The sequence below is a fragment of the Sphingomonas sp. SUN039 genome, from assembly GCF_024758725.1.
Lineage (GTDB): Bacteria > Pseudomonadota > Alphaproteobacteria > Sphingomonadales > Sphingomonadaceae > Sphingomonas_O.
In genome coordinates, this window is record NZ_CP096972.1 from 437565 (window position 1) to 461500 (window position 23936).

The 23936-nt window shown below is 64.2% G+C and carries 26 protein-coding genes, 1 tRNA gene and 1 riboswitch; of the genes, 8 read left to right on the forward strand and 19 right to left on the reverse strand.

Features of this window, described 5'->3' with window-relative positions:
* Nucleotides 1-15 precede the first annotated feature (15 nt).
* The 4 genes from M0209_RS02220 to folK all read right to left on the reverse strand — a co-directional run bounded on the left by M0209_RS02220 (nucleotide 16) and on the right by folK (nucleotide 3510).
* A complete protein-coding gene (locus M0209_RS02220) occupies nucleotides 16-549 on the reverse strand; it encodes a hypothetical protein (protein ID WP_258886600.1) in 534 nt (177 codons plus the stop codon).
* Nucleotides 550-604: 55 nt separating this feature from the next.
* Nucleotides 605-2533, reverse strand: a complete 1929-nt coding sequence (locus tag M0209_RS02225) for a TonB-dependent siderophore receptor (RefSeq protein ID WP_258886601.1) — start codon at nucleotides 2531-2533, stop codon at nucleotides 605-607.
* A gap of 83 nt (nucleotides 2534-2616) precedes the next feature.
* Nucleotides 2617-2844: riboswitch (cobalamin riboswitch) on the reverse strand.
* 213 nt (nucleotides 2845-3057) lie between these two features.
* Nucleotides 3058-3133 (reverse strand) — tRNA-Lys (locus tag M0209_RS02230).
* A gap of 20 nt (nucleotides 3134-3153) precedes the next feature.
* Complete coding sequence (gene folK, locus M0209_RS17395; RefSeq protein WP_408988170.1) at nucleotides 3154-3510, reverse strand: 2-amino-4-hydroxy-6-hydroxymethyldihydropteridine diphosphokinase; 357 nt, start codon at nucleotides 3508-3510, stop codon at nucleotides 3154-3156.
* Between the two features lie 224 nt (nucleotides 3511-3734).
* Between folK and M0209_RS02240 the strand changes: the two genes are divergently transcribed.
* Nucleotides 3735-4394, forward strand: a complete 660-nt coding sequence (locus M0209_RS02240; RefSeq protein ID WP_258886604.1) for a uracil-DNA glycosylase — start codon at nucleotides 3735-3737, stop codon at nucleotides 4392-4394.
* Here the strand turns inward: M0209_RS02240 and M0209_RS02245 are convergent.
* The 4 genes from M0209_RS02245 to M0209_RS02260 form a co-directional block, all read right to left on the reverse strand.
* Nucleotides 4372-4662, reverse strand: coding sequence for a hypothetical protein (locus M0209_RS02245; RefSeq protein ID WP_258886605.1), 291 nt, complete (start codon nucleotides 4660-4662; stop codon nucleotides 4372-4374). The genes M0209_RS02240 and M0209_RS02245 overlap by 23 nt on opposite strands.
* Nucleotides 4662-5510 (reverse strand): N-carbamoylputrescine amidase, encoded by an 849-nt coding sequence (gene aguB, locus M0209_RS02250; protein ID WP_258886607.1) that lies wholly within the window; start codon nucleotides 5508-5510, stop codon nucleotides 4662-4664. Before aguB ends, M0209_RS02245 begins: the two co-directional genes overlap by 1 nt.
* 139 nt (nucleotides 5511-5649) lie before the next feature.
* Entirely contained in the window at nucleotides 5650-6621 is a 972-nt protein-coding gene (locus M0209_RS02255) for an agmatine deiminase family protein (RefSeq protein WP_258886609.1), read from the reverse strand.
* 143 nt (nucleotides 6622-6764) lie between these two features.
* The gene (locus M0209_RS02260; protein ID WP_258889543.1) at nucleotides 6765-8393 is read right to left on the reverse strand and encodes a M28 family peptidase; all 1629 of its coding nucleotides are present in this window, start codon (nucleotides 8391-8393) and stop codon (nucleotides 6765-6767) included.
* 140 nt (nucleotides 8394-8533) lie between these two features.
* On the opposite strand from M0209_RS02260, the gene M0209_RS02265 reads away from it, so the two are divergent.
* A complete protein-coding gene (locus M0209_RS02265) occupies nucleotides 8534-10501 on the forward strand; it encodes a S9 family peptidase (protein WP_258886610.1) in 1968 nt (655 codons plus the stop codon).
* Between the two features lie 52 nt (nucleotides 10502-10553).
* Here the strand turns inward: M0209_RS02265 and rpsD are convergent, their stop codons facing one another.
* The 6 genes from rpsD to M0209_RS02295 form a co-directional block, all read right to left on the reverse strand.
* Nucleotides 10554-11168 (reverse strand): 30S ribosomal protein S4, encoded by a 615-nt coding sequence (gene rpsD, locus M0209_RS02270; protein ID WP_258886612.1) that lies wholly within the window; start codon nucleotides 11166-11168, stop codon nucleotides 10554-10556.
* Between the two features lie 151 nt (nucleotides 11169-11319).
* A complete protein-coding gene (locus tag M0209_RS02275; protein WP_258886620.1) occupies nucleotides 11320-12450 on the reverse strand; it encodes a TrmH family RNA methyltransferase in 1131 nt (376 codons plus the stop codon).
* Entirely contained in the window at nucleotides 12447-12938 is a 492-nt protein-coding gene (gene nrdR, locus M0209_RS02280; RefSeq protein WP_258886623.1) for a transcriptional regulator NrdR, read from the reverse strand. The genes M0209_RS02275 and nrdR overlap by 4 nt, the downstream gene beginning before the upstream one ends.
* 6 nt (nucleotides 12939-12944) lie before the next feature.
* Entirely contained in the window at nucleotides 12945-13208 is a 264-nt protein-coding gene (locus tag M0209_RS02285; RefSeq protein WP_258886624.1) for a hypothetical protein, read from the reverse strand.
* 55 nt (nucleotides 13209-13263) lie between these two features.
* Entirely contained in the window at nucleotides 13264-14583 is a 1320-nt protein-coding gene (glyA, locus tag M0209_RS02290) for a serine hydroxymethyltransferase (protein ID WP_309547046.1), read from the reverse strand.
* Between the two features lie 9 nt (nucleotides 14584-14592).
* Nucleotides 14593-15054 carry an RpiB/LacA/LacB family sugar-phosphate isomerase gene (locus M0209_RS02295; RefSeq protein WP_258886626.1) on the reverse strand — a complete coding sequence of 154 codons (462 nt, stop codon included), beginning with the start codon at nucleotides 15052-15054 and terminating at the stop codon, nucleotides 14593-14595.
* A gap of 91 nt (nucleotides 15055-15145) precedes the next feature.
* On the opposite strand from M0209_RS02295, the gene M0209_RS02300 reads away from it, so the two are divergent.
* From M0209_RS02300 to M0209_RS02315, 4 genes are all read left to right on the forward strand, one after another.
* Nucleotides 15146-15385, forward strand: a complete 240-nt coding sequence (locus M0209_RS02300; protein ID WP_258886627.1) for a hypothetical protein — start codon at nucleotides 15146-15148, stop codon at nucleotides 15383-15385.
* 95 nt (nucleotides 15386-15480) lie between these two features.
* Nucleotides 15481-16722, forward strand: coding sequence for a DUF3419 family protein (locus M0209_RS02305; protein ID WP_258886629.1), 1242 nt, complete (start codon nucleotides 15481-15483; stop codon nucleotides 16720-16722).
* 22 nt (nucleotides 16723-16744) lie between these two features.
* Nucleotides 16745-17347: a class I SAM-dependent methyltransferase gene (locus M0209_RS02310; protein ID WP_258889545.1), complete on the forward strand. Its 603-nt coding sequence runs from the start codon at nucleotides 16745-16747 to the stop codon at nucleotides 17345-17347.
* Nucleotides 17344-17787 (forward strand): DUF3429 domain-containing protein, encoded by a 444-nt coding sequence (locus M0209_RS02315; protein ID WP_258886630.1) that lies wholly within the window; start codon nucleotides 17344-17346, stop codon nucleotides 17785-17787. The genes M0209_RS02310 and M0209_RS02315 overlap by 4 nt, the downstream gene beginning before the upstream one ends.
* Before the next feature lie 162 nt (nucleotides 17788-17949).
* Here the strand turns inward: M0209_RS02315 and M0209_RS02320 are convergent, their stop codons facing one another.
* The 3 genes from M0209_RS02320 to murI all read right to left on the reverse strand — a co-directional run bounded on the left by M0209_RS02320 (nucleotide 17950) and on the right by murI (nucleotide 21341).
* Complete coding sequence (locus M0209_RS02320) at nucleotides 17950-19119, reverse strand: endonuclease/exonuclease/phosphatase family protein (RefSeq protein ID WP_258886631.1); 1170 nt, start codon at nucleotides 19117-19119, stop codon at nucleotides 17950-17952.
* Nucleotides 19120-19143: 24 nt separating this feature from the next.
* Complete coding sequence (hemA, locus tag M0209_RS02325) at nucleotides 19144-20358, reverse strand: 5-aminolevulinate synthase (RefSeq protein WP_258886635.1); 1215 nt, start codon at nucleotides 20356-20358, stop codon at nucleotides 19144-19146.
* Between the two features lie 185 nt (nucleotides 20359-20543).
* Entirely contained in the window at nucleotides 20544-21341 is a 798-nt protein-coding gene (gene murI / locus M0209_RS02330) for a glutamate racemase (protein WP_258886637.1), read from the reverse strand.
* Nucleotides 21342-21482: 141 nt separating this feature from the next.
* Here murI and plsY point away from each other — a divergent pair, with 141 nt between their 5' ends.
* On the forward strand, nucleotides 21483-22079 hold the full coding sequence (plsY, locus tag M0209_RS02335; RefSeq protein ID WP_408988224.1) for a glycerol-3-phosphate 1-O-acyltransferase PlsY: 597 nt from the start codon (nucleotides 21483-21485) through the stop codon (nucleotides 22077-22079).
* Nucleotides 22069-23151, forward strand: coding sequence for a DNA-processing protein DprA (gene dprA / locus M0209_RS02340; protein ID WP_258886646.1), 1083 nt, complete (start codon nucleotides 22069-22071; stop codon nucleotides 23149-23151). Before plsY ends, dprA begins: the two co-directional genes overlap by 11 nt.
* Here the strand turns inward: dprA and M0209_RS02345 are convergent, their stop codons facing one another.
* Both M0209_RS02345 and M0209_RS02350 read right to left on the reverse strand, forming a co-directional pair.
* Entirely contained in the window at nucleotides 23152-23514 is a 363-nt protein-coding gene (locus M0209_RS02345) for a hypothetical protein (RefSeq protein ID WP_258886648.1), read from the reverse strand.
* Nucleotides 23511-23852 (reverse strand): hypothetical protein, encoded by a 342-nt coding sequence (locus M0209_RS02350; RefSeq protein ID WP_258886650.1) that lies wholly within the window; start codon nucleotides 23850-23852, stop codon nucleotides 23511-23513. Before M0209_RS02350 ends, M0209_RS02345 begins: the two co-directional genes overlap by 4 nt.
* Nucleotides 23853-23936 lie beyond the last annotated feature (84 nt).

A 23936-nucleotide genomic window follows, 5' to 3' on the forward strand; every position in this document is an offset into this window, starting at 1 on the left:
TGCAGGTTCCGCCGGTCAGGCGCGGGCGGCGATCTGCGTGCCGAACTGTGCGGGCAACGTGCGGGTCAACAGGGCACGCAGGCCGAGCAGCGCCGCGAACCAGATCGCATCGTTCAGCGCGACGCCGCCGATGATCGCGGGCGAGAAGGTATCGGTTCCGCCGAAGCCCAGCGCACCGACGTAGATCGCGGCCTCATACGTCACGAATGCTGCGGCCAATGCTGCGACTGCCGCTACAGGCTGCGTCAACCGGGCAAGCACGGTCCGGGCCGCGACGAAGCCGAGGAGGGCGCCGATCCCGAGCGAAATGCCGAGCGCAACCGTGGGGACGTCTTGCGGATAGTTCATCAGCGTGAAGCCGACGATCTGGTTGGCAGACCAAGTGGCCACCACCAGCGCCGCGCCGCGCCGCAGGTCGAGCGTCATCGCGGCAATCGTCGCCATGGCAGCAAAGGGGAAGACGCAGGCGAAGAACCAGCTCCCGAAAATTGCGCTTGCGCCGAGCACGGCAGTCCAGAGCAGTGCAGCGGTGGCGGTTTGCTTGGTCATCGTTTTAGTCCCCTGTTACCGGGCAACGTAGCAGCGCTGCCCGGTTTCGCCAATCTTACAGTTTCACCCGCACCCCGACATGCGCGTTGCGGCCATTGACTCCGTATCCCGACACCGTTTCGTATCGGGTATCGGTCAGATTTTCGACGCGGCCATAGAGTTCGAACCGCTCGCCCAGCGACACCGACGCGCGCAGACTCAGCAACGTGTAACCGTCGAGGCTGGTCGGCGAAAACGTCTGGTAATCGCTGTCGCGGCTGTCGCTGACGGTCTGCACGCTCGCGCCCAGCCGCAGCCAGTCGTGCGGGGTCCAGTCGAGATTGGCGTTGACGCTGTGCTGCGGGCGGCGGAGCAAAACCGTGTCGGTCAGCCGGTTCTTCGCATCGGTGTAGGTGTAATTGGCATTCAGCACCAACGTCCGCGACGGGCGCAGCTCGACGAACGTCTCGAACCCCTGCGCGCGGGTGCGGGCGGTGTTGACATAGACGCCATTCGGTCGCGCTGCCGTGGTGGTGAAATCGATCTGGTTTGTCGTGTCGCGGTGGAACAAGGTCGCGCCGATCTTCAGCGTCCCCTCGACCAGGCTCTGTTCGACGCCCAGATCGTAGCTTTGCGCAGTTTCGGGGCTGAGTGTCGTCGTGCCGTAAAAGCCATAGAGCTGGTAGAGCGTCGGGGCCTTGAACCCTTCGCCATAGCTCGCGCGCAGCACCGTGCCGCTGCCGATCCGCCATGCCGCGTTCGCGCTGAACGTCGCTTTGGTGCCATAGGTGCGGTGATCGTCGACGCGGACGCCGCCGGTGAGGGTCAGCGCCGCGACCGGGTTGGCGATCAGTTGGGCGTAGCCGCTGGTGACGCCGGTGCGATAGGTTGTCGTCGCATCGCTGAAGCGCGAATTTTCGTGTTCGACGCCGAATACCGCGCGCAGCCAGCCTGAAACGGTTGCATCGCCCTGATACTCGAACCGCTCGCTGCGGCCCTTGAATCGGGACGCCGTCGCCGTCGCGCTGGAATAGCTCGCGCGATTTGTGTCCGAAATCGTGAAGGCCAGCCGGTTCTTCAGCGCCCCGCCGAACAGCGCCGCGTTGAGCCCGGCATAGCCGAACGCCTGCTTCGTCGTGCTGAACCCGGTCGTGTCCGCAAAGGCGAAGAACGGCGGCGGGAAGCCGTCGAAGCCGACCTTGCTGTCGGCATAATTGCCGCGCAGGTCGAGCGTTACGCTGTCGGCAAGGTCGATCTCGACGCGGCCGTTGGCGGCGTATTGGCGATAGCCATCGCGCTCGGTGCCCAGCTTGAACGCCGAAATCCCGTCGTCGTCGAAATACCCGCCGCCGAACGACGCGCGGACGGGGCCGAAACCGCCGCGCACATTGCCGACGAGCTTCTTGGCGTTGCTGTACCCGTATTCGGCATTCAGCGCCGCGCTGAACCCGCCGGATGGGGGGGCAGTGACGATATTGACGACCCCGCCGATGGCCTGACTACCCCAGGGGACCGAATTCGGCCCGCGCAGCACTTCGATCCGCTCGATGTTGCCCGCCAGCAGATTGCCGAAATCGAATCCGCCGCCGGTCGCCGACACATCGTTGACGCGCACACCGTCGAGCAGGACGAGCGTCTGATCGCCCTCCGCCCCGCGAATGCGGACCGCGGTTGGCTGTCCTGCGCCGCCGTTACGGCTGACGGTGATGCCAGGGGTGGTGGAAAGAAGGTCGGCGACGGAGGTGGTTTGGCGGGATTCGATTTGGGTGCGGTTCAACGACGTGATCGACAGGCCCGTTTCGTTTCTGAGCTGAGCTACGCGCGTCGCGGTGACGGTGATATCGGTGGATTTGCAGCTGACTGCCGGGAATACGCTTCCGTCACCAAGATCGACCTCTCGCTCGACACCCGGCCCGCAACGCGCAGGGAGACTGGTATTGTCTTGCGCGAACGCGGCGGCAGGGAGCAGCGCAATCGCTGCGGCGGCAATTTTGAAACGGGACACGGGTCTTCTCCTCGAACGTAACAACACACGATTGTCGTCACGCGAGGGTGCTCCCCCGATCGCCCGCGTCTTCCCGCACGGACAAAGGACCGACCGCGACAGGCAGGTCTCCTGGCTCCCGGGTCGCTGCGCTCTCCTACCTTCCCAGACATTTCGTGGGTGGATCGAACCGCCAACAATGTTGGCTACGATCCACCTCGCCCAGTGGTGTGCGAGGAGAGAACTCGCCGGTCACAGTTGCGGGAACAGCACCGGGTTTGCACCGGCTTCCCTTTTGATCCCTCTCGGGAACCTGTCACGGGCGTGGCGGGTAGCCGGTGTTGCAGTGCAGCGCAACCTTCTTCCCTCTCCCTCTGGGGAGAGGGCGACACGCGCGAAGCGCGGCGGGGTGAGGGGACACGGTGTCATGTGGGAGGCGCGTCGCGGCAAAGCCGCGCCGTCGGTCGATAGCCCTGCGGGCTTCGCCGTCCGCGCTCGGGGCCAGTGTGCAATAGCTGCGCTATTGCAGCGCGGCCCCTTCGCAATGGTGGGCTCGCCGGGATTCGAACCCGGGACCTACAGATTAAAAGTCCGTTGCTCTACCGACTGAGCTACGAGCCCCATTTCCGAGAGCGCGTCCCCTATGAGCGAGGGCGTCGGCGGTCAAGACGCGCGAGCAGGTGTCTTGCCGCAAGATTTGTAACGGGGTCGCGCCAGTCCGGCGCTACTTCGACCAGCGGCGCAAGCACGAACCGGCGTTCACGGAACGCGGGGTGCGGAATGCTCAATGTCCGCGTTGCCCATATCCCGCCCGACCAGCCGATAATGTCGAGGTCGAGCACCCGGTCACCCCAGCGGCGGCCCGGACGGCGACCGTGCGCGCGCTCGATGGACTTGAAGAGGGCAAGTAGCGCGGGCGGGGCGAGGTCGCTCTCGATCAGCGCTACGGCATTGGCGTAACGCCGCTTGCCGGGGCCGAGCGGCGAGGACGAAACCACGCGCGACAGCGCAATAAGCCTTTTTTCTTCCTCCGCTTCTCCGCGTCTCCGCGTGAAAAAAGAAGGGTCGGTTTCACGCGGAGACGCGGAGATGCGGAGAGGGGAATCGCCCGCCATTAGCAGCGCAAGCAAGCGCTCTTGCGATCCGAAACGGCTGCGCCGATTGCTTCCCAGAGCGATGAGATAAGTTTGCGCGCCCACGCGCCTGTGCTTAGGCGAGTGGCATGTTCCCCGTAAGCCCCATCCCCGAAACCGAACCGCCGCGCGATTGTCCGCTGTGCCCGCGCCTCGTGGCCTATCGCCACGCGTGTCAGGCTGAATTCCCGAGATGGTGGAACGCGCCGGTGCAGGCGTTTGGCGACCCGAACGCATGGCTTGCCATCGTCGGCCTCGCCCCCGGCAAGCACGGCGCGAACCGCACCGGGCGGCCGTTCACCGGCGATGCGTCGGGGCCGCTGCTTTATGAAACGCTCGCCAAATTCGGGCTGGCGGAGGTGCTGTATGCGGCGAAGGTCGACGACGGGCTGGCGCTGAACGGCGCGATGATCGTCAACGCGGTCAAATGCCTGCCGCCCGAAAACAAGCCGACGCCCGAGGAAATCCGCACTTGCCGCCCCTTCCTCGAAACCCAACTGGCGGCGCTGCCCAATGTCCGCGTCGTCGTGGCACTCGGCCAGATCGCGCACCAGTCGGCGGTGAAGGCGATGGGTGGGCGGCTGCCCAAGGCGCGGTTCGCGCATCTGGCCGAACACCGCATGCCCGACGGTCGCGTGCTGATCGACAGCTATCACTGCTCGCGGTACAACCAGAATACGGGCCGCCTGACGCGCGAAATGTTCGAGGCGGTGTTTGAGCGGGCTGTTACTTTTGGGGCACAAATCTGATTTTTTTGATGCCGGAACGCTGCGAGACGTAGATGAACTCGCTTATGCAGCGATACGGCATATCTCGCGCAGTGCGAAGCTCGACATTTTTTACACTCGGCTGCTTCAGCACCAATTCTGAAGCGAATTTGGCCGATGTAACATAGCCATCTCCAAGCCTGAGTTCGCACGAATTATCGGCGACAATTCGCCAATCATTTAACTCGACCACGACAGGCGCGTGCGTGCATCCAGCCAACATTAAGGCTGAGAGCATCGCCCGTTTCATCAAACATCCTCCACCAGCCGCCCGTAAAGGTCGGGCCGCCGGTCCCTGAAGAACCCGAACGCCGCGCGGTTTTTCGCGGCTTCGGCCAAATCGAATTCCGCGACCAGCACGCCGCTCTCCGCCGCGCCGTACTCCGCGACCAGATCGCCGCGTTCGTTGGCGATGAAGCTGTGGCCGTAGAAGGTCTGGTCCCCCTCGCGTCCGATGCGGTTGCTTGCCACCACCGGCACGACGTTCGACACCGCATGGCCGACCATCGCGCGCCGCCATAGCCGCGAGGTGTCGAGCTCCTCCGCTTCGGGCTCGTCGCCGATGGCGGTCGGGAACATCAATATGTCCGCGCCCATCAGCATCAGCGCGCGCGCGGTTTCGGGATACCATTGGTCCCAGCAGATGCCGATGCCGATGCGCCCGTAGCGCGTGTCCCACACCTTGAACCCGGTGTTGCCGGGGCGGAAATAGAATTTCTCGCTATAGCCCGGTCCGTCGGGGATGTGGCTCTTACGGTAGACGCCCATGACGTCGCCCGCATCGTCGATCATCGCGAGGCTGTTGTAATAATGCTGCCCGTCGCGCTCGAAGAAGCTGGTCGGGATATAGACCTGCAGCTCCTTGGCGAGCGCCTGCATCGCGACCACGCTCGGGTGCTCGGCGGTCGCCGCGGCGGTCGCGAACGGATCGAGCTCCTGCACCTTGCAGAAATACGGCCCCTCGAACAGTTCGGGCGGCAGGATGATCTTCGCGCCATGCTGCGCGGCCTCGCGGACATGCGCCTCGACGGTGGCGAGGTTAGCGGCGAGCGGGCCGGGGAGGGCGCACTGGATCGCAGCGACAGTGATCTTGGTCATTTTGTCCTCGCGTCGCCGCTCTCAACGCCGACTTGGCTGAGCTTGTCGAAGCCTCTTCCTTCTTCTTCGGCACTGCGGAAAGAAGAAAAGCCCTTCGACAAGCTCAGGGAAGTCGGCGTTGCGGTCCCTGCGCTTTCCTTCACACCGGCACCTGCTGCGAAATACAATGGAAACTCCCCCCGCCGGTCAGGATATGGTCGGTGGGCAGCCCGACGACAACACGGTCGGGGAAATAGGGTTTGAGCGCGTTCACTGCCGCGTCGTCGTTCGCCGCGCCGTGCACCGGCACCACCACCGCCGCATTGCCGATGTAGAAATTCATGTAGCTCGCCGCCGCGACTTCGCCGTCGAGTTCGATGCGGCCGGGGGAGGGCATCGGCACGACGGTCACGCCGAAGCCCTTCGCTCGTGCCCAGGCGTCTGCATAGATATCGGCATTGGGATCGTCCGGGCCGTCGGGCTCGGGGATCGCGACCACGCCCGGCGCAACGAACCGCGCGAGGTTATCGACATGGCCGTCGGTGTGGTCGCCCTTCAGCCCCTCGCCGAGCCACAGCACGCGCTCGATGCCAAGGCTCAGTTTCAGTTCGGCCTCGATGTCGTCGCGGGTCATGTAAGGGTTGCGGTTGGGGTTGAGCAGGCATTGTTCGGTCGTCACCAGCAACCCCGCGCCGTCGACATCGATCGCGCCCCCTTCGAGGATCATGTGGCGCGGCTCGCGGGGGAGCGCGGCGCTCGCTGCGAGCAGCCCGCCGAGCGCATCGTCGAGCGGGGAGGGGTATTTGCCGCCCCATCCGTTGCCGCGATAGTCGAGCGCGATCCGCGCGCCGTCGCGGTTCAGCACCAGCGGCCCGGTATCACGCAGCCAGATGTCGAAGAACGGCATCAGCAGGATTTGCGCGCCCGGTGCCAGCACGACCGCGCGGTCGGCGGCCTCGTTCGCGCAGACCAGCCGCACCTGTTCGCCCTTGCCATCGGCGTGAACCGCACGCGCAAACGCCGCAACCTGCTCCTGCGCGCCGTCGAGGTCGTCGAGCCACAGGTCGGGCGCGCTGGGGAAGCCGATCCACACCGCCTCATGCGGGGACCATTCGGGGGGAAAGTGGGTCATGGACCGGCCCTTAGCTTACCCCTTCCACCAAGTGGAAGGGGCGGCGGAGCGCGGCGAAGCCGGGAAAGGCACGAACGCCACCGGTTCAGGCCTTTCCCGATGCCTCGCATCGCCCCTTCCACACAGTGGAAGGGGTTTGTCGCCTACTTCCCCGCGCGGCTCTTGTCGCGGATCGCGCGATATTGCGACGTTGCCACCCAGTTCGGCCACGCCTTGCCGTCCGCCAGCTCGCGACCGATGCCGTAGTACATCGTCAAATCCTGCACCGCGCCGCCCCAGTTCCAGTCGGCGCGATATTCGTCCTGCGGCTTGTGGTAGCGGTTGGTGGTATAGTCCTCCGCCGCCGCGCGCCCTGCAGCGGTGCCGCCGTTCACCAGGTCTTCGCCGCTCTCGGCATAAAGCATCGGCACGCCGAGCTTGGCCAGGCTGAAGTGGTCCGAGCGGAAGTAATAGCCTTTCTCGGGATCGGTATCGAGCGAGATGGTGCGCCCGCCCGCCTTTGCCCAGCGCGTCACATAGCCATCGAGTTCGGAGAGGCCCGGGCCCACGACCTTCACATCGCGCACCGGGCCGACAACGTTGAGTCCGTCCATATTGACCCCGCCGACGGTGCGCCCGAGCGGATAGACCGGGTTTTTCGCGTAATAGTCCGAACCCAGCAGCCCGCTTTCCTCCGCCGTCACCGCGAGGAAGATTTGCGACCGCGCGGCGGGGCCTGCCTTGGCCTGCATTTCGGCCATGGCGATCAGGCCCGCCGTCCCGCTCGCATTGTCGACCGCGCCATTGCAGATGCCGTCGCCCTTGACCGGAAGGCAGCGGCCGAGATGGTCCCAATGCGCCGAATACAGGACGTATTCGTTGGGCCGCACCTTGCCGGGCAGGATGCCGACCACGTTCTTCGACATCTGGCGCTTGATACCGTTGGTCATCGACATGCTCATCGTCGAGCCGAGCGGGACGGGCGCGAAGCCCTTGGCCTTGGCCGCGGTGCGGAGCAGGTCGAAATCCTGACCCGCCTGGGCGAACACCCGCCGCGCGCCGTCGAGCGTCATCCAGCCGATCGCCGCGCTGTCGGACATATGATTGTCCTTCGCGTCGAGGCCGAGGCGCGGCTTGGCCCAGGACGAGACGACCACGCCGAAGCCATAAGCGGCCGGTTCGGTATCGTGGACGATGATCGCCGCCGCCGCACCCTGCCGCGCGGCTTCCTCATATTTGTACGTCCAGCGCCCGTAATAGGTCATCGCGCGCCCGCCGAAGGGGCCGTCCAATGTCTTGGTCTCCCAGTCGGGATCGTTGATCAGGATGACGACGGTCTTTCCTTTGACGTCGAGGCCCGCATAATCGTTCCAGCCGAGTTCGGGCGCGGTAATGCCGTAGCCGACGAAGACGACCTCGCTGTTCTTGATGTCGACGTTCGGCACCAGCCGCGACGTGCCGATCACCATGTCGGTCTTGTAGGCGAGCGCCAGCGGCGGCTTGCCATCGACCGTGAAGGTCAGCGGGGTGGGGTTCGCCGAGACCTCGGCCATCGGCACGTCCTGCGTCCACGACCCCTTGTTGCCGGGTTTCAGCCCCGCCGCCTTCATGCGGGCGACGATATAGGCGATCGTCTTGGCTTCCTCCGGCGACGTAGGTGCGCGACCGGCATAGGCGTCCGACGACAGGATGCGCGTGACGTCCTTCAGTGTCTGGACCGGGACGGTCGGGGCCTTGCCTGACGGGGCGGCAAGGGCGGACGTCGACGCGAGCAGCGCCAGCGATACGAGCATGAAACGGGGCAAGGGCGAACCTCCTGAAATCGGTTGATTGCCCCCTTGTGACAAAGGCTTGGCGCATCGGCAATGGCGGTTGACAGGGGGCAGGCGACCGCGCGACGATGACGCAAATCTTGCGACACGGGGAGCGGGCGATGAATCGGGTTTGGGGAATATGTGCGGTGCTGGTGGCGACCCCGGCAGTCGCACAGACCGATCCGGCGGTGGCTTTCGGTGCCCGCGAATCGATCTCATCCGTCGCGCTATCGCCCGACGGGACGCGCATCGCCTTTGTCACGCCCGACAAGACGAAGGGCAGTGCGCTGTACTTCACCGACGTGGCGGGTACGCAAAAGCCGCTGCGGACTCTGGTCGCCACGGGCGAGCCCGAACATCTGGGGCGGTGCAACTGGGCGTCGAATACGCGCGTGGTGTGTCAGGTCTATTCTATCCAGAATGAGGGAGGTGTGCCGACCACGGGCTCGCGCATGGTCGGCATCAATTTCGACGGCACCAATGTGAAGATGATCTCCAAGCGCGACACCTCGAACCAGATCATGCTGTCCTATTTCGGCGGGGATGTGATCGACTGGATGCCCGGAAAGGACGGGTCGGTCCTGCTGACCCGCGTTGTCATTCCAAAGATAGGTGCCGATGTGCAAGCGATCGGCGGCAGCATCGACGGTGTCGCTGTCGAACGTGTAGACACCGAAAGCCTGGCCAGCGAACGGGTGGTCAAGCCGGTCAAATCCGCGCTGGAATTTATTACCGACGGACGCGGGGCCGTCCGCATGATGGGCGTCCTGCCCAGCGGCGGGGGCTATGGCTACGACCTGCGCTATGTCGATTACAAGTTCCGGCGGCAGGGCAAGACCGATTGGGAAGCGTTCGGGCGGCTGGAACGTGTGACCGACGAGGGATTCAATCCCATTGCGGTCGATGGCGTCGCCGACGAGGCCTATGGCTTCGTTCGCAAGGACGGACGAATGGCGATTTTCAAGCGCGCGCTCGACGGATCGAGCCGCGAAGACCTGGTCTTTGCGCGGCCCGATGTCGACATCGACGGCCTGATGCGGCTGGGTCGTGCACAGCGCATCGTCGGCGTGACCTTTGCCACCGAGCGGCGGCAGGCCGTCTATTTCGATCCGGGCCTGGCCAAGCTGGCGGCGGGCCTCGCCAAGGCCCTGCCCAAAACGCCGCTGATCAATTTCATGGGGGCAAGCGACGACGAACAAAAGCTGTTGATCTGGGCCGGTGCCGATAACGATCCCGGACGCTACTTTCTATTCGACAAGGCGACCAAGCAGCTGAAACCGCTGCTGCTCAGCCGTTCCGAACTTTCCGCAGTTCCGCTCGCGACGGTGAAGGCGGTGCAGGTCAAGGCGGCGGACGGCACCCTCGTGCCCGGATATCTGACCTTGCCGCCGGGGTCGGACGGCAAGAAGCTGCCCGCCATTGTCATGCCGCACGGCGGGCCCGGTGCACGCGACGAATGGGGCTTCGACTGGCTGTCGCAATATTATGCCAACCGCGGTTATGCCGTGCTCCAGCCCAATTTCCGCGGCTCTACCGGCTATGGCGACAGCTGGTTCCAGAACAACGGGTTCAAATCATGGAAAGCCGCAATCGGCGACGTCAACGACGCGGGTCGCTGGCTGGTGTCTGAGGGGATCGCCGATCCGGCCAAGCTCGCCATCGTCGGCTGGTCCTATGGCGGCTATGCCGCATTGCAATCGGGGGTGACGGCACCGGGTCTGTTCAAGGCAATTGTCGCGATTGCACCGGTAACCGACCTCGCTTCGCTGAAACGCGATCTCAAGGAATATTCGGGTGAAGACATGGCCCGCGATTTCATCGGTTCGGGTCCGCACATTGTCGAGGGTTCGCCGGCACAGAATGCCGCCAGAATTTCCGCACCGGTCCTGCTCGCCCATGGCGATCTCGACCAGAATGTGCCGGTTTCGGCGAGCAAGCTGATGAACGAGCGGTTGAAAGCGGCAAACAAGTCGGTCGAATTCATCCTGTATCCCGGGCTGCAACACAGCCTGATCGATTCGGGCGTGCGCGCAGACTTGCTGCGGCGAAGCGACGCCTTTTTGAGGACCAGCATGGGGATGAAATAAAAAAGGCGGCCATTGCGGGCCGCCCTTTTTTTGTCTGGTGCCGACCGAGGGATCAGCGCGAATAGAACTCGACGACGAGGTTCGGTTCCATCTTCACCGGATACGGCACTTCGTCCAGCGTCGGGACGCGGTTGAAGGTCGCTTTCGCGGTGCCCTCGATCACGACATATTCGGGGATGTCGCGCTCGGGCAGGCTCTGGGCTTCCATAACCAGCGCCATTTCCTGCGCCTTGTTGCCTAGCGTGATCTCGTCGCCGACGTCGCAGCGGCGCGACGCGACATTGCACTTCACCCCGTTGACGCGGATGTGGCCGTGCGAAACCAGCTGGCGCGCGGCGAAGATCGTCGGCGCGAACTTGGCGCGATAGACGATCATGTCGAGGCGACGCTCGAGCAGGCCGATGAGGTTCTGCGACGTATCGCCCTTCATCCGCGCGGCCTCGACATACTGCTTCTTGAACTGCTTTTCGGTGACTTCGCCGTAATAGCCCTTCAGCTTCTGCTTGGCTTTCAGCTGCAGGCCATAGTCGCTGACCTTGCTCTTGCGGCGCTGGCCGTGCTGGCCGGGGCCGTATTCGCGCTTGTTGACAGGCGATTTGGGGCGGCCCCAGATGTTCTCGCCCATACGCCGGTCGAGTTTGTGCTTCGCGCTTTGACGCTTCGACATAAGTCATCCTTCAATTGCGTGCCCTTGTCGGGCTGTTAGTTGCCTGGGTCCGCGCTACGTCGATCTGGAGGGACCGGGCAGGACCACCGCTTCACCAGGCGTGCGGGGTCAATTGCGAAGCGCGCGCCTATGGCGGGGGAAGGGGCTTTGGTCAACCCTTCGGTCGCGGTGTCACCAGCGCGCCGATCATCCCGCGCAGGGTGCGGACCTCGTAGGTGCTCCAGCCGGGCTTGGTCAGCAGCGAGCGGACCATGCGTTTGGTCGTCGGCACCTTGTCCGGCGGGAAGTAGAATCCGGCATGGTCGAGTGCGGCGTCGATCTGGAGCACCAGCCCTTCGAGTTCGTCCTGCGGCGCGGGCGGTTCGGTCGCGACCTTGGGCGGTTGCGACAGGCTCGCGCCCTTCGACCATTCATAGGCGACGAGAATAACCGCCTGCGCGAGGTTGAGCGAACCGAACTGGGGGTTGATCGGCACGGTCAGGATCGTGCGGGCGAGTGCGACATCATCGGTTTCGAGGCCTGCGCGTTCCGGCCCGAACAGGATCGCCGAGCGTTCGGGTGCGGCGCGAACGAGCAAAGCCGCCTCTGCGGGGTCGACGACCGGCTTGGTCACGCCGCGCTTACGGACAGTGGTTGCATAGACATGCGCGCAATCGGCGACGGCATCGGCAACGGTTTCGTAGAGTCTGGCATCGCGGATGACACTATCCGCACCCGAAGCGGCGGGTCCGGCATCGGGGTTCGGCCAACCATCGCGCGGCGATACGAGGCGCAGGTCGGTCAGCCCGAAATTGAGCATCGCGCGCGCCGCCTTGCCGATGTTTTCCGCGAGCTGGGGGCGGACGAGGACGATGGCGGGCTGGGGAGACGTCGTGGCCGCAGATTGCTCTTCGCCGAGCGTTAGCGAGGTGCTCCGCCGAGCGTTAGCGAGGTTCTCTCCCACCACATTCTCGCTGGCGCTCGAAGGAGCACCTCGCTGGCGCTCGGCGAAGAGCTTTCTTTCGGCGGGCTTGCGCGAGAAAAATTTGAAGCGTTCGGTGTTGCCCGCGAGGAAGGCTTCTTTCTTGGTGCGCGACCAGCCCTTGAGAACGCGCTCAGCTTCTCGTGCCTGTGCGCGCTCTTCGAATGCTTCGGACCAGACAAGCTCAACAGGACGCCGCGAGTAGGTGTAGCCGCGCACCACCCCTTCTTGATGATGCCAAACCCGTGCGTCGAGGTCCGCAGTTTCACCAACGTAATACGTCCCGTCCGCACAGCGCAGCATATACGTCCAGAAACTCACCCGTCCCCCATTGGCAGCACGGGATGGTTGGGATCCGCCACTTCCCTCACGCTCCCCGCAAACTCCTCGAAATCGCGCGCCTCTGCGAAGTCCTTATAGACGCTCGCAAACCGGATGTACGCGACGCTGTCGAGGCGTTTGAGCGCCTCCATCGCCAGCGCGCCGATCTGCGCGGTGGTGATTTCCTGTTCGCCGAGCGTCTCCAACTGCCGCTGGATGCCCGACACCATCTGGTCGATTTGCCCGCCCGTCACCGGGCGCTTGCGACAGGCGAGCGCAACCGACCGCGCCAGCTTGTCGCGTTCGAACGTCTCGCGCCGCCCCTCGCTTTTCAGCACGGTCAATTCGCGCAGCTGGATGCGCTCGAACGTCGTGAAGCGCGCACCGCACCCTTCGCACTGCCGCCGCCGCCGGATCGCTGCGCCGTCTTCGGTCGGGCGCGAGTCCTTTACCTGCGAATCGTCATGGGCGCAGAAGGGGCAGCGCACGCGGTTCTACGCGTCCTTGCGCTGCGACTGGCGCCACGCGGCATAGGCACCGCCGATCACCGCGCCGGTAAGGATCGAAAACGGCAGGATCACGCCCGCGACCACGCCGATGGCGGCACCGCCTGCGACCTTGGCCGCCTTCGATCCGCCCATCAGGTCGCCGGTGTCGTCGATGACAGCGTCGAGCGTCTCGACGATTTTCGTGCCGACGGATTTTGCGTCGCTCGCGGTCGGTTCGGGCTTCAGCGTGTCGTTTTCGGTCGGGTCCATGGCTTTCACTCCTTGGGTTGTGGAGCAACTGTTATAGTAATCTAATACACCTCGTTCAAGAGAGCGTCGGATAGATCGGGAAACGTCCGCACAACTCGGTCACTTCGCGCGCCACCCGCGCTTCGATCTGGGCGTCGCCCGCTTCGCCGTTCTTGCGGAGACCCTCGACGACATCGGCGATCCATACGCCGATCTGACGGAACTCGGCGGGGCCGAAACCGCGCGTCGTACCCGCCGGCGACCCGAGCCGCAGCCCGGAGGTCAAGGTCGCCTTCTCGGTATCGAACGGAATGTTGTTCTTGTTGCAGGTGATTGCAGCGCGGTCGAGCGCATGCTCGGCATGTTTGCCCTTGGCTTGTTTGGGCCGCAGGTCGACGAGCATCGAGTGATTGTCGGTGCCCCCCGATACGATGTCGAGGCCTTGCTCTTCCAGACTGGCCGCGAGCGCCTTGGCATTTTCGACCACGGCACGCGCATAGTGCTTGAACTCGGGGGTCATCGCATCGGCGAAGCACACGGCCTTGGCCGCGATGACGTGCATCAGCGGCCCGCCCTGAAGCCCCGGGAAGATCGCCGAGTTGAACTTCTTCGCTAGTGCTTCGTCGTTAGTCAGTATGATGCCCGAGCGCGGGCCGCGCAGCGATTTGTGCGTCGTCGATGTTGTCACATGCGCGTGCGGGATCGGCGACGAATGTGCGCCGCCCGCGACCAGCCCCGAGATGTGCGACATATCGACCATAAGCACTGCGCCGACTTCATCGGCAATTGCGCGGAAGCCCGCCCAGTCCCATTCGCGCGAATAGGCGGTGCCGCCCGCGATGATGAGCTTGGGCCGGTTCTCGCGCGCGATTCGTGCGACTTCGCCCATGTCGATGCGGCAGTCGTCCTGGCGTACGGTGTACGGAATCGGCTTGAACCACTTGCCGCTCATGTTGACCGGCGACCCGTGGGTCAGATGGCCCCCGGCGGCGAGGTCGAGGCCCATGAAGCTGTCGCCGGGCTGGAGCAGCGCCAGAAACACCGCCTGGTTCATCTGGCTACCGCTGTTGGGCTGGACGTTGGCGAAATTGCACCCGAACAATTTCTTGGCGCGCTCGATCGCGATCGTCTCGATCTCGTCGACATATTCGCAGCCGCCATAATAGCGCTTGCCCGGATAGCCCTCGGCATATTTGTTGGTCAGCACCGATCCGGTCGCCTCGAGCACGGCGAGGCTGGTGATGTTCTCCGACGCGATCAGCTCGATCTTGTCGCGCTGGCGGCCGAGTTCCTTGCCGATCCAGCCCGCGATTTCGGGGTCCGCCTCGGCGAGACCGCGCGTGAAGAATCCGTCCGAATGCATGTCATGGGCGGCGGAAAGGGGCTGGCTGCTCATGCGGGTTCCTTAGGCGAGCGTTGGCTGGGACAATTTGGCGACGCGTCCGACATGGCGGTCGCCGGCAAAGGGCGTGGCGATGAAAGTGGCGAGCGCATCCTTGGCGGTATCTGGACCGATCAGACGCGCGCCGAACGCGATGACATTGGCGTCGTTATGCTCGCGGGCCAAGCGCGCCGACAGCGTGTCGGACACCAGCGCACAGCGCGCCGCGGGGTTGCGGTTGACCGCAATGGATATCCCGATGCCCGAGCCGCAGACCGCGACCCCGAACGCCGCGTCGCCCGACGCGATGCTAGACGCGAGCTTATACCCATAGTCGGGATAATCGACCGAGGCGGTGTCGTGCGGACCGAGGTCGGCCACTTCATGCCCCTGCATCCGCAGCCAGTCCGCCAGCATCGTCCGCATCTCGAACCCGGCGTGGTCGGAAGCGAGCGCAATTGCGAGCGGGGCGGGGCGGGCGGTCATTGCAACTGCCCTCTAGGCAGACTGTGCAATGATTGCCACCCGCTTTGCGGAGAAGTTGACCGCTGCATTCAATCTGTCCAATCTGTCGAACATGAAAATTTACATCATCGCTGCACCGCTCCTGGCCCTTGCCGCTTGCGGATCTCCCCCGCCCCAGAACAACGTCCAGGATGTTGCCGCCAACAACATGATCGCCGACGATGTGACCGAGGTGCAGGATGACAGCGCCACCGCTCCCCCGGCCGAAAGCACCGCGCCCGTGCCGGTCCAGAGCAGCGAACAGGACCGCAAGGACGAAGAGGCCGCCAAAAAGGATCGTGGCGAACAATAGGCGCAGCGCGGACTGCGGCTTGCGAAACCGTCACGGCGGCGTCACAGCGCGGACATAGTCGCGCCATGCGCGAGCGCCCTGGAGACCCGACCCCGATGTCCTCGACCGTTACGACCAAGGCACCGCGCAACGCCGCCGTGCAAAAGGCCGTCCACCAGCATGAGGCCGCATCGAAAGCGGGGTTGCTCGAGCGCGCTTTCACCTTCGCATTCCGGGGTCTGGTCTATGCCCAGATCTGGGAAGACCCCGTCGTCGATATGGAAGCGCTGGCGATTACGCCCGACAGTCATATCGTCACGATCGCCAGCGGCGGGTGCAATGTGCTGAGCTACCTGACCGCCGATCCGAAGGCGATCACCGCAGTCGATCTCAACACCGCGCATGTCGCATACAACAAGCTCAAGATTGCGGCTGTCCGCCACTTGCCGGATTACGACGCGCTCTACCGCTTCTTCGGCGCGGCGGACAGTAAGGCAAATCTTGCCGCTTACCGCCAGTTTCTGCGTCCCCACCTCGACGAACCGACACGCCGCTATTGGGAGGGCCGCGATATGGTCGGGCGGCGGCGGATCGGCGGATTCGCGAAGAATATCTACAAGCGCGGGCTGCTCGGCAATTTTATCGGCACCGCCCATTTGCTCGGCAAGCTGTACGGCATCGACCTAAAGGAAGTGCTCGACGCCGGATCGGTCGAGGAGCAGCGCCGCATTTTCGAGACGCGGCTGGCCCCGGTGTTCGACAAGAAATTCGTGCGGTGGTTGATCGACCAGCCGGCTTCGCTGTTCGGCCTCGGCATTCCGCCTGCGCAGTACGAAGCGCTGGCCGGGGACAGTCCCAACGGCATCCGTGCGGTGCTGAAGGAACGGCTCGAAAAGCTCGCCTGCGATTTCGATGTGAAGGACAATTATTTCGCGCAACAGGCATTCGGGCGGCGCTACGAACGCGGCGCGGGTGCCTCGCTGCCCCCGTATCTCGAACCGGCGAATTACGACGCGGTGAAGGGGCGCATCGACCGCGTCGAGATGCTCCACGCCAATTTCATCGAGCATCTGGCGTCGCTGCCCGCTGCGAGCCGCGACCGCTACATTCTGCTCGACGCGCAGGACTGGATGACTGACGAATTGCTGACGTCGCTGTGGAGCGAGATCACGCGCACGGCGAAACCGGGTGCGCGGGTCCTGTTCCGCACGGCCGCAGCGCCGACCTTGCTGCCGGGACGGGTGCCCGACGCGATTCTGGATCGCTGGGATTATCGCGCGGCGGAGTCGCTCGATTTTACGAAGCGGGATCGTTCGTCGATCTACGGCGGTGTGCACTTGTACGTGCTGAAGGGCTGACGTGGCCGATACCAAGGCGCGGATGGATGCGATCTACGCGCGCCAGCGGCATTTCTACGATCTGACGCGCAAATATTACCTGCTCGGCCGTGACCGGTTGATTGCGCGATTGGACGTGCCGTCGGGCGGGACCGTGCTCGAGGTTGGCTGCGGCACCGGGCGCAACCTGATCGCTGTTGCGAAGCGCTATCCGGCAGCAAAACTCTACGGCCTCGACATCAGCGAGGAAATGTTGACCACCGCTCGCGCCAGCGTCACCCGCGCCGGATTGTCTGATCGGATCGTGCTGCAACAGGCCGATGCGACCGATTTCGATGCCGCTGCGTTGTTCGGCGCGGCAACTTTCGACCGTGTGTTGTTCAGCTATACCCTGTCGATGATCCCCGACTGGCAGGCTGCGTTGCGTCAAGGCGCGAGCGTCACCGGCGGCGCTCTGCACCTCATCGATTTCGGCCAGTTCGAACGGCTGCCGGGGTGGTTCGGACGCGGCATGAAAGCGTGGCTCACGAAGTTCGATGTCGAGCCGCGTGCCGGACTGTTCGATTTCCTGAAGTCGCTCGATCCCACCTTTGCATGCCGCCCGCTGTTTCGCGGTTATGCATGGAGCGGGGAGTTGCGGCGATGAGCGCAGCACCGTTGCCCCGCATGGCTGCCGTTCTCGGTCTGGCTGGGTTGCTGCCACAGATCGCCGCAGTTTTGGCCACGTTCAGCGAGGCTGATCGCTTCATCGGTCTTGCGGCAGGATATTTCTATGCGGCCCTGATTCTCAGCTTTCTCGGCGGTTTGTGGTGGGGCGTGGCGGCGAGCCGGAAGGAGGCACCGGAATGGCTTTACGTCGCCGCAGTTGCGCCGAGCCTGATCGCGTTCGCCAGCGGCATTCCTTGGATGAACGGAACGACATGGCCGGGGCCGTCCCTGGTGCTCCTCGGAATTGCACTGTTGCTATCGATTTTGGTCGATCGTGCGTTGTTTCAGCTGGGGCTGATCGACAAAAACCTGCTTGGATTGCGTCTCATTCTCTCACCGGGGCTTGGAGCATTGACCCTGCTGCTTGCGACCCGTTAGCGCGTGTCGACATCGCGAAAAGAGACTTTACGCTAGAGCGATCACTGTCGCCACACACCGAGCTGTGCGACCACCGTTCCCCGGCAGCGGCTATGGCCCGCCGCATCAAGCTACCCCAGATTCGACGACAGGCAGTCTGTCGCCGCGCTTGGCCGTTTTGCGTCAGGGCGTCGCGGCCTTGATGATGTCGTCGAGATAGGCTTCGGCATAGTCGACGCGGAGTTCGCACCAGAGCAGCTTGTGGTCGGACATCTGGTTTTTGCGATAGGTGTCGGCAAAATAGGCGATCTGTTTGTCGCGCGGTCGCGGCTGCTTCTTGCTGTCGATGGCCATGATCGGCGGCTTGACCGTATCGACGTAAAAGGCCGCATCCTCGTCGCGGTAGACATGTTTGAGCATGTCGAAGACGCCGCTTTTGACGACCTTGAAACCGGGATGTGCCGATTTGACCGCAATCTGGTCGTAATGCTTGGTCCCGTCGAGGTTGCTGGGGTTGGTCTTGGTTGCCGCGACGAAACCTGCTGCTTCGAGGGCCTTCATCGTCTCGTGCTCGGGTGAGATGATGTTGAAATCGCCGAGCAGGATATAGTTGGAGTCCCAGCGCGCATCCTCGGGCCGCGTCCATTTGCGCGCCTTGGCTTGCCTGACCATGGCATCGCCTTCGTCCTGCTGACGGTCGGCGAGGAACTGTGCGAGCTTCTCGATTTCATCCTTGCGCTGCGCGAGTCCCGCAGCGCCCTCGCCGAAGAAGATGTGGACCGTGCACAGTTTGAACCGGAGCCAGGAACAGCGGAACGAGACCGAAAAGGGCGTGCGGGCGAACTGCACTTTCGAGCCGGTTCCAGCCGTCGCGCCGGGGGCAACGATTTCCTGACCGTCGGGCAGCACGATTTCGCCGGTCTCCTTGCAGAACTGCACCTTCGACCTGCGGTAGAGAAAGGCGAGGCGTTCGTTGTTTCCCGGCCCATGGTCGGACGCCTTGCCACCGGTGGTATCAGTGACGAGATAGTCCCACTCGTTGCCCAGATGGTCCTCGAGCAATTCCTGAAACTTGCTCAGGTCGCGATTGACCTCCTGAACCGCGACCAGGTCGAACGCGTCGATGATCTCGGCGATGTACAACATCGATTCGGGGGTGCGGTCGTAACCGCCGCCATCGCCGAAATGCATGATGTTCCACGTGGCGAGGCGCAGGCTGTGTTCGCTCGTCTCGCCATGGACCTCGGCGCGGAGGGCGGCCTTCAGCGCGCGCAGCCGTTCGGCGGCAAACTTCTGATATACCGGGTTCTGGCGGAAGCTCTCTTTCCAGCGCAACGATTTGATGATCGCCATGGTCGTCCCCCCGATACGGTTTGCTCAGGCCGCTTTGCGCAACTCCATCCGTCCCCAGATTTCACTGAGCGCGCCGGTCAGCTCTTGCATCATTTCTGTCGTATGCGCCGGCCCTGGCGTGAAGCGCAGGCGCTCGGTGCCGCGCGGGACCGTGGGGTAGTTGATCGGCTGAACGTACACGCCGTATTCGGCGAGCAGGATATCGCTGATCCGCTTGGCCTTGACCGGATCGCCGACCATCAGCGGGACGATGTGGGTGACGGTGTCCATGACCGGCAGACCTGCCTCGGCAAACAGGCGCTTGAGCGTCGCTGCGGCGGCCTGTTGCGCGTCGCGCTCTTCGCTCGACGCCTTCAGGTGGCGTACGCTCGCCAGCACGCCCGCGACAAGCACCGGCGACAGGCTGGTCGTGAAGATGAACCCCGGCGCGTATGAGCGGATCACGTCGACAATGTCGCGCGACGCGGCGATATAGCCGCCCATCACGCCGAACGCCTTGCCCAGCGTCCCCTCGATGATCGTCACCCGGTCGGCAACGGCGTCGCGCTCGCTGATCCCGCCGCCGCGTGCGCCGTACATGCCGACGGCGTGGACTTCGTCGAGGTAGGTCAGCGCGTTATACTTGTCGGCGAGGTCGCAGATGGCGGCGATCGGCGCAACATCGCCGTCCATCGAATAGACGCTCTCGAAGGCGATCAGCTTCGGCGTGTCGGCGTCCTCGGCGGCGAGCAATTCCTCGAGGTGTGCAAGATCGTTGTGCCGCCAGACCCGCTTTTCGCAGCCCGAGTTGCGGATGCCCGCGATCATGCTCGCGTGGTTGAGTTCGTCCGAAAAGACGACACAACCGGGCAGGATCTTGCCCAGCGTCGCCAGCGTTGCCTCGTTCGAGACATAGCCACTGGTAAACAGCAGCGCGCCGTCCTTGCCGTGGAGATCGGCGAGCTCGGCCTCGAGATCGACATGATAGTGCGTGTTGCCGCCGATGTTGCGCGTGCCGCCGGAGCCTGCGCCGACGTCGTGCAACGCTTCCTCCATCGCCGCGACGACCTTGGGATGCTGGCCCATCGCGAGATAATCGTTCGAGCACCAAACGGTGACCTGTTTCGGCCCGTTGTGTCCGGCAAAACAGCGTGCGTTGGGATAGCTGCCCTTGTTCCGCAAAATGTCGATGAAGACGCGGTAGCGGCCCTCGGCGTGCAGCCGATCGATAGCCTGGGCGAAGACGCGGTTATAATCCATCGGGGCGGGCGAATAATCGGACTCGGGCGGCGGTGCCAGTGCGAACGTCTCGCAACTGAGCCGAATGCACTGCTGTTTCCCGATCGAAGACGAGGGACTTCTTCGAGCGAAGTCGAGAAGTTGCCCCGGTGGCAAGAGCCTCGACTTCACTCGGCAGTGCCCCTCGTATTCGCTCGGGGAAGAAGTTAGAGCTGCACCAATTCGGGAAATCCCCGCGCGGCAAACGCCGGAGCGAGCGTCCGCGCCGCATCATCCAGCCGTGTCACCACGGCCACGCCCGGCCGTGCGGTGTCGGGCCAGTCCTGCCCCGCTGTCAGATGCGCGATTCGCCGCGCGATGCCCGGTCCGCCATCGACGAAGCGCACCGGGTGCGGGACTGCGGCGGCCAGTTCTTCGGCGAGCAGCGGGAAATGGGTACAGGCCAGTACCACCGTGTCGATACTGCCCCCGTGCGGCCCGTCGAACAGGCCTGCAATCGCGGCGCGAACCTCCGCAACCGCAACCGGTTCGCCGCGCAGTTTCGCTTCTGCGAGCACGACCAGCGCCGCCGATCCGTGCCGCACCACGGTGCAGTCGCTGGCAAATTCCGCCGAGAGCCGGTCGACATAGGGTTGCCGCACCGTCGCATCGGTCCCCAGCACCCCGATAACGCGGGTCGTCGATGCCTCCGCAGCGGATTTGATCGCGGGAACGGTACCGACCACCGGCACGTCGAGCGCGCCGCGCACCGCCGACAGCGCAATCGTCGAGGCGGTGTTGCACGCCACCACCACCAGCCGAGGCCGGTATCGCTCGACCAGCCGCCCAAGCAGCGCGGGCACCCGCGCCGCGATCTCGGCCTCGCTCTTCGTGCCATAGGGAAACCCGGCCGTGTCCGCCGCGTAGACGAACTGCGCGGTCGGCAGCAGCGCGCGGGTCGGCGCGACCACCGACAGTCCACCGACGCCCGAGTCGAAGAACAAAATGGGTGACGCCGTTTCCATTGCTCGCCCCTTAGCGTGGCTTTACGCCGACGAAAACGCCCGGTCTCAATGACATGAAATTGTTGCGCGTGCGACTGCGGTCTTTATGTTACAAATACTTGGGCGCAGCGGCGGGGAATTGAACACGTGAACGCAGTGTGGATCGCTCCGGCGACGGCCTTGCTGCTGGGCTATCTGCTCGGCGCGATTCCGTTCGGCCTCATTCTGACGCGGATGGCGGGCGGCGGCGATCTGCGCGCGGTCGGATCGGGCAATATCGGCGCGACCAATGTGCTGCGGACGGGGCGCAAGGGGCTGGCGGCGGCGACGTTGTTGCTCGACGGCGCGAAGGGCGCGGCGGCGGTGCTGCTCGCCCAATATATCAATCCCGATTACGGCGCGTTGGGTGCGGCAGGGGCGTTTTTCGGCCACTGCTATCCGATCTGGCTGGGGTTCAAGGGCGGCAAGGGGGTTGCGACCTATGCGGGCATAGCGCTGGCGCTGCTCTGGCCGGTCGGGCTGGTCTATGCCGGTGCTTGGATCGCGGTGCTGGCGATCACCCGCTACTCGTCGCTTGGCGGTATGCTCGCCGCCCTTGCCGCGCCGGTCGCGGCAGCCTGGTGGGGGGCGTTCGAGACAACGGCGTTGTTCATCGCGCTGACGCTCGTGGTGTTGTGGAAGCACCGCGACAACATCGCGCGGCTGCTGGCGGGGACCGAGCCGCGCGTCGGGCAAAAGAGCCAGCCGGTTGGCGACTGACAGCGCGGCGCGCGACAAGCTCCGCCTGATCCGCTCGGCCAATATCGGGCCGGTCACCTATTTTCAGTTGATCGCGCGGTTCGGCAGCGCGGCGGCGGCGCTCGAGGCCATCCCCAATCTCGCCGCGCGAGGCGGCGGGCGCGCGCCGCAGATCGCCAGCCTGTCCGATGTGGAGGCGGAAATGCGCGCGGTCGAACGGCTCGGTGCGCGGTATCTGTTCGTTGGCGAGGGGCTGTATCCGCCCTTGCTCGCCGAGCTCGACACCGCTCCGCCTGCGCTGATCGTGCGCGGTCGGCTCGATCTGCTCGACCGCCCGACCATTGCGATCGTCGGCGCGCGCAATGCGAGCGCCGCCGCCTGCCGCTTCGCGCGCGGCCTCGCGCACGACCTGACCGGCGAAGGGGTACTCGTCGTTTCGGGGTTGGCACGCGGCATCGACACGGCCGCGCATCAGGGATCGGTCGATGCGGGCACCGTCGGTGTTATCGCCAGCGGCATCGACATCGCCTTCCCGCCCGAAAACGCCGAGCTGCAGGACCGCATCGCGCGTGACGGTGTGTTGATCGCCGAACAGCCGCCGGGGCGCGAGCCGCTCGCGCGGCACTTTCCCTCGCGCAACCGGATTATCGCGGGGATGGCGCTGGGGACGGTGGTGATCGAGGCCGCGCCGAAATCGGGCAGCCTCATCACCGCCCGGCTCGCGAACGAGGCAGGCCGCGAAGTCATGGCCGTCCCCGGCAGCCCGCTCGACCCGCGCGCGCAGGGCTGCAACGCCTTGATCCGCGAAGGCGCGACATTGGTGCAGAACGCCGCCGATGTGCTGGAGGCGATCCGCCCGATGAGCTCGCAAGTGCGCGCGCCCGTGGACCGCTGGCGCGCGGGACCGGTCGATGTGGAGGCAGACGACGCGGCCCGCCGCGCGATTACCGACTTGCTGGGACACACACCGGTCGCAGTCGACGAACTCGTCCGCCAATCGGGCGCGCATCCGGCGGTCGTGGCGACCGTGTTGCTTGAACTCGAACTCGCGGGCAGGGTTACGCGTCACGCGGGCGGGCGGGTCAGCGAATAACTAGTTTACCGAATGGGTCATTCTGGCTCCGCCTAGCGTCCCGTGTCCATTGATGATTATCTTTGGCGGTCTCGGGTTCGGCATCGCACTTCCCGATCGAGAGATGTTCGGCAATTGCGCAATGGAGACGCCGCTGCACAGTGAAATCTGCAGTTGGATCTGCGCTCTCAAAGCATTCGAAATGGCGGGACCCGATGCCAGATAGTCTTGAAGCGCTTTGACGCACATCGCGCGATCACCTGCCCTCGCGGCAGCATACCCTCGCGCATACATCTCGGCGGGCGTCTCCGAAAATGCTTGTCTTGGCATCGTTAGTGCGACGGCCGCCAAGAACGTCATCCAGACAGGTTTGATCAGCGTCATTTCGGTGCTGCCTCCGGAATCACGACGGGAATGGCAGTATTTGTTGCCTCCGCAACAGGTGAGCTAACCGCGTCCATCCCGGGCTCGCTGGAATATTGCACACCCTTGAAAATAGAGAAGCATATGACAGCAGCGCCAAAAAGCGCGAAAAACACACCAGGTGCTGCGCCGGACAACTTGAGTTCGAGCAGATTTGCTTTTGCTGAGAATTCACCCGCAGCCGTTGCCTTGTCCGCCAGAAAGAGACGAAATCCCATGTACGCCAATGCAACGCCCGCGATCAAAATCGCAATTTTATACACGATAAGATAGGTGAACACGTCGATATCGGACTGCATGTCAGCTTACCCCCTAGCGGCGATCATATACTGCACCACCAGTGACAACAAGATATCCGTCACCGCTTGACGCTGCCCAATTCC

What these genes read in the sequence shown, in the direction of transcription:
- M0209_RS02305 (WP_258886629.1), top strand. Translation starts at nt 15,481, where the DNA reads ATGTCCTCGACCGTTACGACCAAGGCACCGCGCAACGCCGCCGTGCAA.
- murI (WP_258886637.1), bottom strand. Translation starts at nt 21,341, where the DNA reads ATGGAAACGGCGTCACCCATTTTGTTCTTCGACTCGGGCGTCGGTGGA.
- M0209_RS02295 (WP_258886626.1), bottom strand. Translation starts at nt 15,054, where the DNA reads ATGACCGCCCGCCCCGCCCCGCTCGCAATTGCGCTCGCTTCCGACCAC.
- M0209_RS02320 (WP_258886631.1), bottom strand. Translation starts at nt 19,119, where the DNA reads ATGGCGATCATCAAATCGTTGCGCTGGAAAGAGAGCTTCCGCCAGAAC.
- glyA (WP_309547046.1), bottom strand. Translation starts at nt 14,583, where the DNA reads ATGAGCAGCCAGCCCCTTTCCGCCGCCCATGACATGCATTCGGACGGA.
- M0209_RS02310 (WP_258889545.1), top strand. Translation starts at nt 16,745, where the DNA reads ATGGATGCGATCTACGCGCGCCAGCGGCATTTCTACGATCTGACGCGC.
- hemA (WP_258886635.1), bottom strand. Translation starts at nt 20,358, where the DNA reads ATGGATTATAACCGCGTCTTCGCCCAGGCTATCGATCGGCTGCACGCC.
- M0209_RS02260 (WP_258889543.1), bottom strand. Translation starts at nt 8,393, where the DNA reads ATGCTCGTATCGCTGGCGCTGCTCGCGTCGACGTCCGCCCTTGCCGCC.
- M0209_RS02285 (WP_258886624.1), bottom strand. Translation starts at nt 13,208, where the DNA reads ATGGACCCGACCGAAAACGACACGCTGAAGCCCGAACCGACCGCGAGC.
- M0209_RS02300 (WP_258886627.1), top strand. Translation starts at nt 15,146, where the DNA reads ATGAAAATTTACATCATCGCTGCACCGCTCCTGGCCCTTGCCGCTTGC.
- M0209_RS02255 (WP_258886609.1), bottom strand. Translation starts at nt 6,621, where the DNA reads ATGACCCACTTTCCCCCCGAATGGTCCCCGCATGAGGCGGTGTGGATC.
- M0209_RS02265 (WP_258886610.1), top strand. Translation starts at nt 8,534, where the DNA reads ATGAATCGGGTTTGGGGAATATGTGCGGTGCTGGTGGCGACCCCGGCA.
- M0209_RS02245 (WP_258886605.1), bottom strand. Translation starts at nt 4,662, where the DNA reads ATGAAACGGGCGATGCTCTCAGCCTTAATGTTGGCTGGATGCACGCAC.
- M0209_RS02240 (WP_258886604.1), top strand. Translation starts at nt 3,735, where the DNA reads ATGTTCCCCGTAAGCCCCATCCCCGAAACCGAACCGCCGCGCGATTGT.
- M0209_RS02350 (WP_258886650.1), bottom strand. Translation starts at nt 23,852, where the DNA reads ATGCAGTCCGATATCGACGTGTTCACCTATCTTATCGTGTATAAAATT.
- aguB (WP_258886607.1), bottom strand. Translation starts at nt 5,510, where the DNA reads ATGACCAAGATCACTGTCGCTGCGATCCAGTGCGCCCTCCCCGGCCCG.
- M0209_RS02315 (WP_258886630.1), top strand. Translation starts at nt 17,344, where the DNA reads ATGAGCGCAGCACCGTTGCCCCGCATGGCTGCCGTTCTCGGTCTGGCT.
- rpsD (WP_258886612.1), bottom strand. Translation starts at nt 11,168, where the DNA reads ATGTCGAAGCGTCAAAGCGCGAAGCACAAACTCGACCGGCGTATGGGC.
- M0209_RS02345 (WP_258886648.1), bottom strand. Translation starts at nt 23,514, where the DNA reads ATGACGCTGATCAAACCTGTCTGGATGACGTTCTTGGCGGCCGTCGCA.
- M0209_RS02220 (WP_258886600.1), bottom strand. Translation starts at nt 549, where the DNA reads ATGACCAAGCAAACCGCCACCGCTGCACTGCTCTGGACTGCCGTGCTC.